We start from the raw sequence: 14,705 nt of genomic DNA on the forward strand, positions 1-14,705 counted from the left end.
CCTGAACCATTCCACCATATGCCCATTGTCATATTCGGGTGGGGGCCTCGGAGTCAGACCAGGAGGCGTCGTGCAGCGCGCGGAAAGAAACATTCGTCAGCCCGCTGAGGAAAAGCCCGCCGAGGGCCTTCGCCTCGCCCTGTTTTCCGGCAACTACAACTATACGCGGGACGGTTCGAACCAGGCCCTCAACCGCCTGGCGGCCTATCTGATCGAGGCCGGCGCGACGGTCCGCGTCTATTCGCCCACCACGGACACCCCGGCCTTCGAGCCCGCCGGCGATCTCGTCTCGGCGCCGTCCGTCGCCATCCCGGGGCGTAGCGAATATCGCCTGGCGCTGGGCCTGACCCCCAGCCTGAAGGCCGACCTGGCCGCCTTCCAGCCGAACATGGTCCATCTTTCGGCCCCGGATCTTCTGGGTTCGCAAGCAGGCCGTTGGGCGCGCGCCGCCGGACTGCCGGTCGTCGCCAGCCTTCACACGCGCTTCGAGACCTATCTGTCCTACTACGGCCTCGACTGGCTGCGGCCCACCGTCGAGCGCTATCTGGACCGCTTCTATCGCGGCTGCGACCGCGTGCTGGCCCCGAACGCGCCGATCGCGGAGTTGCTGCGCCAACAAGGCCTCGGCGAACGGGTGCGGGTGTGGGGCCGCGGCGTCGATCGCGGCCGGTTCTCGCCCGAGCGCAAGGACATGGCCTGGCGGCGGTCGCAGGGAATCGCCGACAACGAGATCGTGGTCGCGTTCCTGGGGCGTCTGGTCATGGAAAAGGGTCTGGACGTCCTGGCCGAGACCCTCGCCCTCCTCGCCGACCAGCCGATCCGGCCACTGATCATCGGGGACGGCCCCGCCCGCGCCTTCCTCGAGGCTCGCGCGCCGGGCGCCATCTTCACCGGCCACCTGGACGGCGACGCCCTGGGCCGCGCCGTCTCCAGCGCCGACATACTGTTCAATCCCAGCCTGACCGAGGCTTTCGGCAACGCCAGCCTGGAAGGCATGGCCGCGGGCCTGGCGGTTCTGTGTCCCCGCGCGCCCAGCACCAGCGCCCTGATCACCGACGGCCACGACGGCGTCCTGGCGCCGAGCGCCGACGCGGCGAGCTACGCGGCCGCCCTCCGCACCCTGATCGCCGAGCCGCTGCGTCGCTTGAGAATCGGAAGAACAGCGCGCGCCTCCAGCGCCGCCTATGACTGGCATGCGATCTGCGCGGACGTTCTGGACGTCTATCGTGAACTCGGAGCCGCTCCGGCCGCTCGCGCGCGCTCGGCGGCATGACCGAAAAAGCGAGTAAGCGCGGGGCTTCGGCGCGAGGCTGGCTGCTGACCGCCGGCGTCGCGCTGTTGGCGATCCTCTTGGCCACGCACGGCGCGGGCGCCGTACGCGAGATCCTGGCCCAGGTGGGCTGGCAGGCGGTCCTGGTCGTGGCGGCTCACCTGCCGGTGACGTTCTTCGCCACCATCGGTTGGCAAGTCCTGCTGCCGCCGGACCGCCGCCCCTCCCTACCCTTCCTGTTCCGCCTTCGGCTGATCAAGGAGGCGGTCAACGCCCTGCTGCCCGTGGCCCAGGTCGGCGGCGAGGTGGTCCGCGCCAAGCTCGCGGTCCGCAAGGGCCTGAGCCTGGCCGAGAGCACGGCCAGCTGCGTCGTCGACGTCCTGGCCGGCACGGTGGGCCTAGTCCTCTTCGTCCTGGCCAGCCTGGCCGTGGCGCTGGTTACGCTGCGCGATCCACGCCTGGCGCAGGCCGGCCTGACCCTGGTTGGCGTCGTGGCGCTGATCGCCGCCAGCCTGTTCATCGCCCACAAGGCCGGGGTGGGCCGGCGCATCGGTCAGTTCTCGCAGCGCTGGACCGCGATCGCGAGCCGCGTCGGCGCGCTGGGCGACGCCTTCCGCGACATCGGCGCCCGTCGGAAGGAGATCGGCGCCTCTTGGGCCTGGCACATGGCGGCCTGGCTGGCTGGAGCCTTCGAGACCTATGTGTCGATGTGGGCGCTGGGCCTGCATCCCACCCTGGTCCAGGCTCTGATCGTCGAAGGTTTGGCCCAGACGGCCAAGGTCGTCGGCTTCGCCATCCCCGGCGCCCTAGGCGTCCAGGAAGGCGGCTATCTGCTGCTGGGCGGCGCGCTGGGCCTTACGCCGGATCAGGCGATGGCCCTGTCGCTGCTGCGCCGACTGCGCGAGCTGACGCTGGGCGCCCTGGGCCTGATCCTTTGGCGCGCAACGCGTCCGGAAGCCCCCGCGGCCGCAAACGAAACGCCGCAGCCAGCCACCCCATAACTCCCACATTTCAGGATATTATCCTGTATTTTGACATTGAATCCCTTGCGTCGCGCCGCTACCAAGATGGCGGACTCTGCGCGCGAGGGAGGCGGCATGATCCTGGATCGGCGTACCCTGCTGACGGGCCTCGCGCTCGCGCCTAGCATCGCGCTCGCCAGGGAGGTCGCGCCCGTGTGGGCTTTTGATTTCGAGACAACGCCCCAGACGCCGTACGCCCCCGCCACGGGCCACGGCTGGGAGTCAGGCCCTGGCCGCCTGTTCTCGGTTCGCGTTCCAGAGGGCGACTATCGGATCACCTTGGACCTGGGCGGCGCCGGACCGTCGGACACCACGGTCAAGGCCGAAGCTCGCCGGCTGATGCTGGAAGGCGTCCGCGTCGCGGCGGGCAAGACCGAGACGCGGACGATCATCGTCAATGTGCGCCGTCCCGACCTCGCCCCGCCGCCGCCGAACGCCCCGGGCGGGACCCGGGTGCTGCTCAATCCGCGCGAGGAAGGCAGTTACGACTGGGACGACAAGCTGACCCTGGAGTTCTGCGGCCCGACCGCCGCCGTCCGCCGACTACGGATCGAGCCCGTCGCCGTTCCGACCGTGTTCCTGGCCGGCGACTCCACCGTCACCGACCAGCGCTTCGAGCCCGCCGCCGGCTGGGGCCAGATGCTGCCGCGCTTCTTCAAGCCCGAAATCTCGGTCGCCAACCACGCCGAGTCCGGCGAGACGCTGAAGTCGTTCCTGATCGAGCGCCGCCTCGACAAGATCCTCAGCCGCATCAAGCCTGGCGACTGGCTGCTGATCCAGTTCGGCCACAACGACCAGAAGGCTCAATGGCCGCAGACCTACGCCGAGGCCGCGACCACCTATCGCGACTATCTGCGCGCCTATGCCGGCGAGGCGCGGCGGCGCGGCGCGACGCCAGTGTTCGTCACCTCCATGCATCGCCACCGCTTCGACGCGGCCGGCAAGGTCGTCGACACGCTGGGCGATTATCCCGCGGCCATGCGCGAGACCGCGCGCGAGCTGAATGTCCCTCTGATCGACCTGCACGCCATGAGCGCCGTGTTCTACGAGGCCCTCGGGCCCAAGGAAGCCTGGAAGGCGTTCAATGACGGCGGCAAGGACCTGACGCACCACGACAATTACGGCGCCTATCAACTGGCGCGCTGCGTGGTCGAAGGTCTTCGCGCCAGCGTTCCCGCGCTCGCCGCTCATCTGGCCGCCGACCTGGCGCCGTTCGATCCGGCGCGACCGCCTTCGCCCGATATCTTCGCCTTGCCGCCCAGCGCGGCCGCCAGCCAGGAACAGCTCCGTGGAAACTGATCGCCGCGCCCTGCTGGGCCTCGCCGGCGGCATGGCGGCCCTGCCCGCCCTCGCCCGCGCTCAGGCCCCCGTCTCGCCCGTCGAGACCGTCGACCTCTGGCCCAAGGGCGCGCCGGGCGGCGAGAAGGTCACCGTCACCGAGCAGGTGATCCTGCGCACGCCGGGCGGCGATCCGAACGACACCGCCTTCCTGAACGTGACCAGGCCCTGGCTGACCATGCGCCGCCCGGCCAAGCCGAACGGCGCGGCCGTGCTGATGATCCCGGGCGGCGGCTATGTGCGGGTGGCGGTCGGCAGGAACGGCGGACCGATCGACGCCTGGCTGGCGAGCCTCGGGATCACCGCCTTCGTCATGGACTACCGCCTGCCCGCCGACGGCTGGGCCGCCGGTCCGGACGTGGCTTTGCAGGACGCCCAGCGCGCCATTCGCCTGATCCGGGCCCGCGCCCCGTCGCTGGGCGTCGATCCCGCCAAGGTGGCGGTGATCGGCTTCTCGGCCGGCGGCCATGTCGCCGCGCGCCTGACGACCCAGTACGGCCGCGAGACCTATGCGCCGGTCGACGAGGCCGACAAGCTGCCGACGCGGCCGTTCGCGGCGGGCCTGTTCTATCCTGTCATCACCGGCATGGCGCCCTACGCCCACGGACAGTCGCTGAAGCAACTGGTCGGCGCGAACCCGACCGACGCCCAGCGCCTGGCGGTGTCGGCCGAGCAACACGTGCCCGCCGACGCCCCGCCGACCTTCATCGCCGCCGCGGCTGACGACAGGGTCGTGCCGGTCGAGAACAGCGTCCTGATGTGGCAGGCCCTGCGCGCCAAGAGGATCCCGGTCGAGATGCACCTGCAGGAGGTGGGCGGTCACGGCTTTGGCCTGAAAGGGCCCGACGGCCAGATCGCGCCTCCGATGCTGGCGCTGGACGCCTTCTTCCGGCGACACGGCCTCTACGCGTGACCCCAGCCCTGGCGACGGACGCGATCAACGCCGCGATCGCCCATGCCCACGGGCGCGGCGGCGGCGAGGTCGTGCTGCCGGCGGGCCGTCATCTGTCCTTCTCGATCCGCCTGCTCAGCGGGGTCACGCTGCGCCTGGAAGAAGGCTGCGTGCTGGAGGCCGCCGATCCGACCCGTCATGGCGGGACCTATGACCCGGCCGAGCCCAATCCGCATGATCTCTGGCAGGACTTCGGACATAGCCACTGGCGCAACAGCCTGATCTGGGGCGAGGACCTCGAGGACGTGGCGATCCTGGGCCCCGGCCGCATCGACGGCGCGGGCCTGACGCGCGAAGGCCCAGGATCGCGCTGGTCGCGCCAGGCCGGCGAGTTCCCGCTGAGCATGTTGGGCCTGTCCGCCGAGGCGATGGCCGAGCTGTCGCCGGCGATCGAGGCGATGGCGGGGCTGGGCAACAAGGCCATCGCCCTCAAGCGAGCCAAACGCGTCCGGATCGAGGGTCTGACGATCTTCCGGGGCGGTCACTTCGCGGTGTTGGCTACGGGCTGCGAGGACCTGAGCCTGCGCGACCTCGTGATCGACACCAATCGCGATGGCCTCGACATCGACGCCTGCCGCGACGTCCTGGTCTCCGGTTGCAGGGTCAACACGCCCAACGACGACGCCATCGTGCTGAAGAGCTCCCTGGCCCTGGGCGAGGCCATCGCCACCGAGCGGGTGACGATCGAGCGCTGCGAGGTCAGCGGCTTCGACCTCGGCACGATGCTGGACGGAACCTTCGGCCGGGACCAGCAGCGCGCGCCCGACCAGGACCGGGTGACCGGCCGCATCAAGCTGGGCACGGAGTCGAATGGCGGCTTTCGCGACATTGTCGTCCGCGACTGTCGCCTCATCCGATCGCGCGGCCTCGCGCTGGAGGTGGTCGACGGCGGGATGATGGAGAACGTGCTGGCCGAGCGCCTAGTCATGCGGGAAGTCACCACCGCGCCGATCTTCCTGCGCGTCGGCGACCGTCGCCGGGGCCCTGAGGGCACGCCGCTCGGCGCGATGCGGAATATCGTGCTGCGCGATATCGAGGCGACCGACATCCTGCCGGACTACGCCGCCACGATCGCGGGGCTGCCGGACTCGCCGATCACGGATGTGACCCTGTCGAATATCCGCCTGTCCTATCGCGGCGGCGGATTGCCGGAATGGACCGAGCGGCGTCCGGAAGATCTGCCGCAGGCCTATCCCGAACCCAGCATGTTCGGCCCCTCTCCGGTCCACGGCCTGTGGGCGCGGTACGTGGACGGCCTGAAGATCGAAGACCTGGCCATCTATACCGTCGCGCCGGACCCGCGTCCGGAGCGCCTGTTCGAGAATGTCCGCGAGACGGAGACCGCCTGATGCTCGACCGTCGCAGCCTGCTGGCGAGCCTCGCCGCCACCCCATTCGCGCCCGAGGCGGCGCCGAGGCGCCTGTTCGCCGACGACTTCCGCCAAAGCCTCGATCAATGGGTCGTGGAGGCCGAGAAGCCGGCTGTCGTCACGGCGCGCGACGGGGTGCTGGACATCGTCACGCCGGCGGGCCTGACGGCCTGGTTCAAGCCCGAACTGGTCGGCCCGATCGCGATCGCCTACCAGGCCATGGCGGTGTCCGAAGGCGGTCCCTACGACCGGGTCAGCGACCTGAACGCCTTCTGGATGGCGCGCGAGGTCGGGGGCGGCTCGCCGCTGGACCATCCGCGCAGCGGGGCGTTCGCCGACTACGACACGCTGGAGACCTACTATGTGGGACAAGGCGGCAACGGCAACACGAGCACCCGCTTCCGACGCTATGTCGGGCGGCCGGGCGATCGCCCGCTGCTGCCTCGCCACGACCACGCCGCGGCCGATGAGATGCTGACGCCGAACCGCTGGACCACTGTGCGCTTGGTCGCCGACGGTTCACGTATCGAATACTGGAGCGATGGCCGACGGCTGTTCGACCTGGATGACGCCGCGCCCTATCGGCGCGGCTGGTTCGGTTTCAGGACCACGCAGAGCCATCTGCGTCTGCGAAACTTCGCCGTTTTCCGCCTCGGGCGCTGACACTCCAAAACAGAAAAAGCCGGCGCGAGGCGGAAGGTCCTCGGCCGACTTCTTTCCGGTCGCGAAAAAGCAAAACAATGGAGCGAGACGCCCGCCGCGCCTCGCTCCAGTCGCGCCCTAGAACTTCAGACCCATGCCGACGAAGAAGCGGCGACCGAAGTAGCCAAGCTCGGTCAGGCGGATGTCGCCAGCGGTCGAGCGTTCTTCTTCCTTGGTCAGGTTCTTGCCTTCGACGAAGAACGAGATGTTCTTCACGCCGAACAGCTGCTGGGGCTTCCAGGTGACCTTGCCGTCCAGATAGCCGGTCGCGTCGCGATAGACCGGCTGACCCGAGTTGTCGGCGGCCGAGACCAGGTACTTGGTGCGGTAGTTATAGGCCAAGCGGGCGTTGATCGGGCCCTTGTCGTACCACAGCGTCAGGTTGGCGCTGTCCGAGGACAGGCCCGGGAACGGCAGGGGCGATCCGTCCAGCTGCGAGTACAGCTTGACGTTCTTGGCCTTCTGGTAGGTGTAGTTGGCGTCGACGCCGAAACCCGACAGGAAGCCCGGCAGGAACGTGAAGGCGGTCTTGGCCGTGATTTCCACGCCCGAGATCTTGGCGCCGTCGCCGTTGATGTAGGTGTTGTAGTTGTACAACGTGCCGTCGCCATAGACGTCGCGCTTGCCGATCAGGGTGCGGCTCGAGACGTAGAACGACTTGATGTCCTTCTTGAACAGGCCCACCGAAATCTGGGTGTCCTGGTTCGGATAGTATTCGAACGAGAGATCGTACTGGTTGGCGCGGTACGGCTTCAGTTCCGGGTTACCTGCGGTGCAGCTCGGCTCGTCGAATTCGCCATTGGCGTCCGGCGAGTTGTCGGTGGTGCAGGTCACCGTCGGCATCAGGAAGTCCATCCGCGGACGGGCCATCAGCTGGGCGAAGCCCGCGCGAGCCGCCAACTGGTTCGGGATGACCCAGAGACCCGCGTTGAAGCTGGGGAGCCAGACCGTGTAGCTCTTCTTCATGCTCGCGAGCGAGTTGCCGATCGTGTAGGTCGTCGACGACCCGCCGTTGGTGGCCGCGTAGGTCTGTTGGCGCGTCGAAACGCCCTGCCCCGTGGTCTCGGTGTGCACCCGGCGCCAGCCGAAGTTGCCCTCGACGTCATAATTGCCCAGCGGGAACTCGTAGTCGAACTTCAGGTACTGAGCATCGGTCTTCTCGGCGATGTAGTACGGGAACTGGCTGTAGGTCTTGCCGTCGCTGCCCGTCGTCTGCTCGAGGTTGTTCAGGTTGAAGTGCGAGGTGTCGAGGTACTGCGCCACCGAGCTGAAGTTCGGATAGTTCCAGGTCGACGGGATCGAGCCGCCGCCGAAATAGAAGTCACTGGGCAGGCCCGTCATCGCCTGGGCGAAGACCGAGTTCGAGAAGGCGCGCGACCAGGTCTCGGTCGTCGACCAGTAGCCCGTCGTCGAGGCGGCGGAGGCGTTGACCGGACTGGTCTGATCCAGCGTCTGCGACGACAGGATCGTCGCCGTCGAGTTGACCGCGTTCGAGTAGATGACGGTGTCGTCGGCGGTCGAATACGGGTTCGAGCCGGCGTTCAGGATGAAGCCGCCATAGCCGTAGCCCTTGGTCGAGAAGTCGGTGGCGCGGCCGCCGAATTCGATCTTCGGGATGAACGGCAGGCGCGTGTCATAGTCGAAGTCGAGCTTGTACTGCTCTTCCTTCGAAGCCGAGTTCGACGGACGGTATTGGATCTGCCACTGGCGGATGGCCGAGGCGTCCGACGGGCTGTAGCCGCTGGCGAAGGCGAACGACGGGTTGCCGGTCGACGGGTCCAGAGTCACCGTCATCCCAGGCGTGTCGAAGGTGACGCTGACATTGTTCGTCTGGGCGACGTTGCTGGTGTCGGCCTTCGAGCCCTGGAACTCCACCTGCAGTCGGTCGCCGCGATAGTTGGCGCCGAAGCTGTAGTAGTTGCTGGTGGTGTCGTACGAGAAGTCGCGCGCGCTGATGCCGAAGCCGCCGTAGCCGCCAGCGCCCGACGTCGTCAGACAGTTGCCGAGCGTGTAGGCGGTGACGTTGTGGTTGGCGTCCACCTTGACCGACGAAGCGGTCGTGTCGGTGCTCGAGCAGGCCGTGGCCGAGGCCGCGTTGCGCAGGCGCGTGGTCGACGTGAAGTCGGTGCCGTAGTTGATGTCGTTCAGGCGCTGCTTACGCTCGTTGCGGTTATAGCTGACCCAGGCGTCGATCTTGTCGGTGAAGCGGTACTGGGCCGTGAACTCGGCCGAGATGCGCTCGTCGTTGCGGGTCCAGACGCCATAGCGCGCCGTGCGCGGGGCGTAGTCGTACCACTGCGACAGACAGGCGGTGCGCAGGTTGGTGGTCGAGATCTGGGTCGCGTCGGGCGTGGTCAGCGTGGAGCAGCCCGCCGCCGTGGTCACGCCCTTGGCCAGCGCGTTGATCTGGGCGTTGTAGGCGGTGCTGTAGTAGTCGACGGTCTTGTTGGCCGAGTTGTCGAAGTCGGCGAAACGGCCCCAAGAGGTGTTGCGCACATAGTCGCCGCGCGTGTCGACGTTGTCGTAGGTGACGTTGGCCATCAGGCCCAGGCGGCCGTCCAGCAGACGGGTCGCGGCGAACAGGTTGCCGCGCGGCCGCCATTTGTCGGCGGTGTCGAGGTTCTGGGCCGAGGCCGTCAGCGACAGGGTCGGCTTCTTGAAGTCCAGGGGCTTGCGGGTCTTGACCGACACCGTGCCGCCCACGCCGCCTTCGGTCATGTCGGCGGTGAAGCCCTTGAACACGTCGATCGACTGGACCAGTTCCGAGGCCAGTTCGCGGAAGTCGTTGGAACGACCGCCGCCGCCATAGACCTGCAGGTTGCCGGCCGTCGAGAGCGTGCTCATGCCGTTGATCTCGACCCGGTTGAGGTCGGGCTCGACGCCGCGGATCGACACCGAGCTGCCCTCGCCGAAGTCGCGCGCCAGCTGGACGCCGGTGATGCGGCCCAGGGCTTCGCCGACGTTCTTGTCGGGGAATTGGCTGATGTCCTCGGCGACGATCGAGTCGGAGATGGTGCCCGCCCGCTTCTTGCGGTTCATCGCCGATTGCAGGCTGGCGCGGGTGCCGACGACGATCTCTTCGACGACGGTCGCTTCCGAGTTGCTTGCGGGGGCGGTCTGGGCCGCGGCGTGATCGGCGATGGCGATTCCGGTGCTCAGCGCCAGAACAGAAGCCGTGGCGGCGATTTTCCGGCGACGAGCCGTCGAGAACTTCATGTTGTCCCTCCCTTACATTGACCTTGCCGTCCGACTGAGGACGACCGGGCGCCTGCGGCGCGGGAGCGCCCCCAACTTCGGGGGGCGCTCGACGCACAACGGCCATTGTTAGGACAAATTCCTAAGTGCCATATGTTGAGATGTCAATGCAATTTGTGGGAAGACACAACGAGGGTTTCGTGGTGTAACCGCCTCGCTCCCGTCAGGCGCGCCCGCGACCTTCAGAAGTTGCCTCCAAGCGCCAGCGGGATCGCGTAGGCTTGAGGGAGGCCGCCATGCACAAGCTCTTCCAAACCCGACTCGCCGCCGGCGCTTGCGCCCTGGCCTTGCTGCAGGCCGCCGCCGCGCAAGCCGCGCCGCGCTGGATGGAGGCGCTTGATAGGGGCGTCGTCGCCGTCCCCGCCATGAACGGCGGCGTGCTGATCAGCTGGCGACTGTTGGGCGATGATCCAGGCGGCGCGACCTTCAACGTCTATCGCGACGGCCGCAAGCTGAACAGCGAGCCGCTGACCGGCGCCACGAACTTCGTCGACAAGACGCCTGGCGCCGGGATCTACACGGTGCGCCTGGTCGACAAGAGCAAGGAAGGCCCCGCCAGCGCGCCCGCCAAGGTCTGGGCCGAGGGCTTTCTCTCGATCCCGATCGAACCGCCGCCCGCGGGCGTCACGCCCACCGGCGAGGCCTATGGCTACACGGCGAACGACGCCAGCGTCGGCGATCTGGACGGCGATGGCCGCTATGAGATCGTCCTGAAGTGGGACCCGAGCAACTCGAAAGACAACGCCTTCGGCGGCTACACCGGCGACGTCTATCTCGACGCCTACACGCTGGAGGGTAAGCGGCTGTGGCGCATCGATCTTGGCCGCAACATCCGGGCCGGCGCGCACTACACCCAATTCCAGGTCTATGACTACGACGGCGACGGCAAGGCCGAGATCGCGGTGCGCACAAGCGACGGGACGATTGACGGTGCCGGCAAGGTGCTGGGCGATCCCAACGCCGACTGGCGCGAGACCGGCGGCGAGCGTCCCCAGGCCGACCGCACCGGCGCCTTCGTCCAGCCGGACGGGACCAAGGTCGCCAAGATCCAGGGCCGCATCCTCAAGGGTCCCGAGTTCCTGACCATCTTCGAGGGCGCGACCGGCAAGGCCCTGGCCAGCGCGCCCTACTCGCCCCCGCGCGATCCGCGCACGGACGCGCCTTCCGTCGAGCAGATGACCGAGACGTGGGGCGACGGCTACGGCAACCGCTCGGACCGCTTCCTGGCGGGCACGGCCTATCTCGACGGTCAGCGGCCCAGCATCATCATGGGACGCGGCTACTATGCGCGCTCGACCATCGCCGCCTGGGATTATCGCGACGGCAAGCTGACCCAACGCTGGCTATTCGACAGTTCGGCGCCCGGCAACGAGGCCTATGGCGGCCAGGGCAACCATCAGCTCAGCGTCGCCGATCTGGACGGCGATGGCCGCGACGAGATCCTCTACGGCTCGATGGCGATCGACGACACTGGCAAGGGCCTGTGGAGCGCTCGCCTGTTCCACGGCGACGCCATGCACGTGGGCGACCTCGACCCGATCCATCCGGGCCTCGAGAAGTTCGGCGTTCATGAGAGCCCCAAGGCCAATGGCGGAATCGGAGCGGCCATGCTCGACGCCAGGACCGGCAAGGTTCTGTGGAGCACGCCGACCGACCACGACACCGGGCGCGGCCTGGCCGCCGACATCGATCCGCGCTCCCCCGGCGACGAGGCCTGGGGCTCGAACCAGGACGCGCTCTACACCGCCCAGGGCAAGGTCATCGAGGGCGTCAAGCATCCGCGCCAGACCAACTTCGCCATCTGGTGGGACGGCGACGAGCTGCGCGAGCTGCTCGACAAGAACCAGATCAGCAAATGGGACTGGAAGACCGGCCAGTCGGTCCCCCTGCTGACCGCCGAGGGCATGACCTCGAACAACGGCACCAAGGCCACGCCGGCGCTGTCGGCGGACATCCTGGGCGACTGGCGCGAAGAGCTGATCCTCCGGGCCGAGGACAACAAGTCTCTGCGGATCTACGCCACGCCCTACCCCACCGACCGACGCCTGGTGACGCTGATGCACGATCCGCAGTATCGGGTCTCGATCGCCTGGCAGAACACCGCCTACAACCAGCCGCCGCACACCAGCTTCCATCTCGGCGCGGGCATGAAGACGCCCAAGCCCGCCGCCATCGTGACCCGCAAGGCCTCGCAATGAAGTCCTTCCTGATCGGCGGCGCGGCCGCTTTCCTGCTGGCGGGCCTGGCCCACGGCCAGGACCTGCAGACCACCGCCAAGCCGGGCGCGCCAGAGCCTCCCGTGGAATGGATCGACAAGGCCACTGGCCACCGGATTGTGCGCCTGTCGCGCGAGCCTGGCAGCTCCAGCCTCTACTTCAACTACAACGCCTACACGCCCAAGGGCGACCGGCTGGTCTTCGCGACGCCGACCGGCATTACGGCCATGGACCTGAAGACCAGGGCCTTGACCAAGATCGTCGAGGGCAAGGTCAAGCTGCTGTTCGTCGGCCGCAAGACCGGCTCGGTCTATTACGAGAAGGCCCTGACCGCCGATCCGATGGGTCCGAAGGTCGTGATGGCCACCGATCCCTACACCAAGGCCACCCGCGAGGTCGCCAAGGTGGATCGCGGCGGCTTCCAGACCCTGAACGCCGACGAGACGCTGCTAGCCGGCGTCGCGATCCGCACCGACGTCCCGATCCCGCCGAACCTGGCCGACGCCCTGCCCAAGAACCCCGACGACGTCAAAAGCGCCGACGGCAAGGAGCTCTCCTATGCCGAGGGCCGCGAGGTTCAGCTGAACGCGCGCCTCGACAGCCGCATCCCGATGGAGATCTTCACGATCAACACCGTCACCGGCGAGCGCAAGGTCGTGCACCAGGCGACGGACTGGTTGAACCACCTGCAGTTCTCGCCGACCGACCCGGGCCTGCTGATGTTCTGCCACGAGGGTCCCTGGCACAAGGTCGACCGGCTATGGCTGGTGCGGACCGACAAGCCCAATGACACGCCGATCAAGATCCACACCCGGACCATGAACATGGAGATCGCCGGGCACGAGTGGTTCAGCGCCGACGGCAAGACCGTCTGGTACGACCTGCAGACCCCGCGCGGCGAGGACTTCTGGGTCGCCGGCTACGAGATCGCCACTGGCAAGCGCACCTGGCTGCACCTGGAGCGCAATTCGTGGTCGGTGCACTTCAACTCATCGCCGGACGGCAGGCTGTTCGCCGGCGACGGCGGCGACAGCGAGATGGTCGCCCATGCGCCCGACGGCAAATGGATCGTGCTGCTGAAGCCGCGCGCCATCCCGGATGTCGCGGGAATCCACGCCCCCGGGGCCGAGCACCTGATCAGCCCCGGCGTTCTGGACGCCGAGCGTCTGGTCGACATGCGCGGCCACGACTATCGGCTGGAGCCGAACGTCAACTTCACGCCAGACGCCAAGTGGCTGGTGTTCCGCTCGAACATGCACGGCGCCAACCAGGTCTACGCGGTGGAGATCGCCAAGACGCAGCCATGAAGGCGGCGTCCTGGCGCTCGCCCTATCGAGCGCCGAACAGCGCCTTGTCGGCCGTCTCGGCCATGCGCGCATAGCCAGCGTCGCCCGGGTGCAGGAAGTCGCCGCTGTGCAGGCCTTCCAGCATCCGCGACGGCTTGGCGGGATCCTTCATCGCCGCCTCGAAGTCAATGACGCCATCGAACTCGCCGCCCGTACGGATCCAGGCGTTGACGGCTTGGCGCGTGGTCTCGCCGGCGGCGTGGAAATACATCGCGCCCTCGAACGGCAGCAACGTGCCGCCATAGACCTTGACGCCGCGCGCGTGCGCCCGGGCGATCAGCTGGCGATAGCCGGCGATCAGCTCGTCGGCGGTGACGGCTTCGTTGGCGTAGCCCGGCTGAGCCGCGCGGCCGATGTCGTTGATGCCTTCCAGAACCACGACGGTGGAAATCCCCGGAATCGAGAGCACGTCGCGGTCGAAGCGGGTCAGGGCGCTGGGACCGGATCCCTCGCGCAGCAGGCGGCCGCCGCTGATCCCCACATTGACCACGCCGATGTCCCCGCCCCGCGCGGCGATCCGAGCGGCCAGCTGCTCGGGCCAGCCCATGTCGGCGTCGGGCGTTGAGCGCGCGCCCTCGGTGATGGAGTCGCCGATGGCGGCGATCACCGGCCGCTGGACGGCGCCGCGCACCTCGACGCCCGAGACCAGGCCGGGACCGCGCAGCGCCTGCTCGCCGGGGATCTCGCTCTTGCCCGTGTGGTTGCCTTGCGGCGAAACAAACAGGCGCACCCGGTGGCCGGCCGGAACGGTCGGCTCGACATAGAAGGTCGAGACCGAAAGGTGGTCCATCGCCTTGACCGGCAGGGCGATCGGATCGCTGAGCAGCGGCGCGCCCGGCGGAATGGAGGCCTCCGGCTTGCCGCCGAAGGTGACAGCGATCGGCGCGCCCTGGATCTTCCCGTCCGCGCTGGCCAGCGCCACCGTCATCGCGCCGACCTTCAGCGAACGCTCGCTGAGTTCGTTGGTCAGGCGCAGCCGGACGGCGTCGCCGCCCAAATTGATGCGCACGACTTGGCGCACGGTGACGTCCGAGAACGCGCGAAGCTCATTGGGCCTCGCGACCGCCACCGACTGCAGCGGGGCGATCCCCCAGGCGGCCGACCACGTCGACAAAGGCGCGGCGGCGACGGCCGGCTTCGGCTTGGGCGCCGCGACCACGGGTCCCGCGGTCAGGACAGCGGCGATCGCCGCCAACGGCAGGCCGGCGCGCAAGAGCTTCATGGTGTTCCCTCCC

General features: G+C 68.2%; 10 protein-coding genes. 8 read left to right on the plus strand and 2 right to left on the minus strand.

The window, feature by feature from the left end; all coding sequences use genetic code 11:
* Positions 1 to 70: 70 nt before the first annotated feature.
* The 6 genes from CSW60_RS03780 to CSW60_RS03805 all read left to right on the plus strand — a co-directional run bounded on the left by CSW60_RS03780 (position 71) and on the right by CSW60_RS03805 (position 6,614).
* On the plus strand, positions 71 to 1,273 hold the full coding sequence (locus CSW60_RS03780; protein WP_099535987.1) for a glycosyltransferase family 1 protein: 1,203 nt from the start codon (positions 71 to 73) through the stop codon (positions 1,271 to 1,273).
* The gene (locus CSW60_RS03785) at positions 1,270 to 2,271 is read left to right on the plus strand and encodes a flippase-like domain-containing protein (protein ID WP_099535988.1); all 1,002 of its coding nucleotides are present in this window, start codon (positions 1,270 to 1,272) and stop codon (positions 2,269 to 2,271) included. The genes CSW60_RS03780 and CSW60_RS03785 overlap by 4 nt, the downstream gene beginning before the upstream one ends.
* Positions 2,272 to 2,367: 96 nt before the next feature.
* Positions 2,368 to 3,591, plus strand: a complete 1,224-nt coding sequence (locus CSW60_RS03790; RefSeq protein WP_099535989.1) for a rhamnogalacturonan acetylesterase — start codon at positions 2,368 to 2,370, stop codon at positions 3,589 to 3,591.
* A 31-nt stretch (positions 3,592 to 3,622) separates the two neighbouring features.
* A complete protein-coding gene (locus tag CSW60_RS03795; RefSeq protein WP_099537541.1) occupies positions 3,623 to 4,543 on the plus strand; it encodes an alpha/beta hydrolase in 921 nt (306 codons plus the stop codon).
* The gene (locus CSW60_RS03800; RefSeq protein ID WP_099535990.1) at positions 4,540 to 5,931 is read left to right on the plus strand and encodes a glycoside hydrolase family 28 protein; all 1,392 of its coding nucleotides are present in this window, start codon (positions 4,540 to 4,542) and stop codon (positions 5,929 to 5,931) included. The genes CSW60_RS03795 and CSW60_RS03800 overlap by 4 nt, the downstream gene beginning before the upstream one ends.
* Complete coding sequence (locus CSW60_RS03805) at positions 5,931 to 6,614, plus strand: DUF6250 domain-containing protein (RefSeq protein ID WP_099535991.1); 684 nt, start codon at positions 5,931 to 5,933, stop codon at positions 6,612 to 6,614. Before CSW60_RS03800 ends, CSW60_RS03805 begins: the two co-directional genes overlap by 1 nt.
* A 117-nt stretch (positions 6,615 to 6,731) precedes the next feature.
* Here CSW60_RS03805 and CSW60_RS03810 read toward each other — a convergent pair whose 3' ends face one another.
* On the minus strand, positions 6,732 to 9,869 hold the full coding sequence (locus tag CSW60_RS03810; protein ID WP_099535992.1) for a TonB-dependent receptor: 3,138 nt from the start codon (positions 9,867 to 9,869) through the stop codon (positions 6,732 to 6,734).
* A gap of 275 nt (positions 9,870 to 10,144) precedes the next feature.
* Here CSW60_RS03810 and CSW60_RS03815 point away from each other — a divergent pair, with 275 nt between their 5' ends.
* Together CSW60_RS03815 and CSW60_RS03820 are read left to right on the plus strand one after the other, a co-directional pair.
* The gene (locus tag CSW60_RS03815) at positions 10,145 to 12,106 is read left to right on the plus strand and encodes a rhamnogalacturonan lyase (protein WP_099535993.1); all 1,962 of its coding nucleotides are present in this window, start codon (positions 10,145 to 10,147) and stop codon (positions 12,104 to 12,106) included.
* Entirely contained in the window at positions 12,103 to 13,431 is a 1,329-nt protein-coding gene (locus CSW60_RS03820; RefSeq protein ID WP_099535994.1) for an oligogalacturonate lyase family protein, read from the plus strand. The genes CSW60_RS03815 and CSW60_RS03820 overlap by 4 nt, the downstream gene beginning before the upstream one ends.
* 22 nt (positions 13,432 to 13,453) lie before the next feature.
* On the opposite strand, the gene CSW60_RS03825 is transcribed toward CSW60_RS03820, so the two are convergent.
* On the minus strand, positions 13,454 to 14,692 hold the full coding sequence (locus tag CSW60_RS03825; protein WP_099535995.1) for an SGNH/GDSL hydrolase family protein: 1,239 nt from the start codon (positions 14,690 to 14,692) through the stop codon (positions 13,454 to 13,456).
* Between the last annotated feature and the right edge of the window lie 13 nt (positions 14,693 to 14,705).

The sequence above is a fragment of the Caulobacter sp. X genome, assembly GCF_002742635.1.
In the GTDB taxonomy this organism is placed as follows: domain Bacteria; phylum Pseudomonadota; class Alphaproteobacteria; order Caulobacterales; family Caulobacteraceae; genus Caulobacter.

What these genes read in the sequence shown, in the direction of transcription:
- CSW60_RS03785 (WP_099535988.1), top strand. Translation starts at nt 1,270, where the DNA reads ATGACCGAAAAAGCGAGTAAGCGCGGGGCTTCGGCGCGAGGCTGGCTG.
- CSW60_RS03790 (WP_099535989.1), top strand. Translation starts at nt 2,368, where the DNA reads ATGATCCTGGATCGGCGTACCCTGCTGACGGGCCTCGCGCTCGCGCCT.
- CSW60_RS03795 (WP_099537541.1), top strand. Translation starts at nt 3,623, where the DNA reads ATGGCGGCCCTGCCCGCCCTCGCCCGCGCTCAGGCCCCCGTCTCGCCC.
- CSW60_RS03805 (WP_099535991.1), top strand. Translation starts at nt 5,931, where the DNA reads ATGCTCGACCGTCGCAGCCTGCTGGCGAGCCTCGCCGCCACCCCATTC.
- CSW60_RS03810 (WP_099535992.1), bottom strand. Translation starts at nt 9,869, where the DNA reads ATGAAGTTCTCGACGGCTCGTCGCCGGAAAATCGCCGCCACGGCTTCT.
- CSW60_RS03815 (WP_099535993.1), top strand. Translation starts at nt 10,145, where the DNA reads ATGCACAAGCTCTTCCAAACCCGACTCGCCGCCGGCGCTTGCGCCCTG.
- CSW60_RS03820 (WP_099535994.1), top strand. Translation starts at nt 12,103, where the DNA reads ATGAAGTCCTTCCTGATCGGCGGCGCGGCCGCTTTCCTGCTGGCGGGC.
- CSW60_RS03825 (WP_099535995.1), bottom strand. Translation starts at nt 14,692, where the DNA reads ATGAAGCTCTTGCGCGCCGGCCTGCCGTTGGCGGCGATCGCCGCTGTC.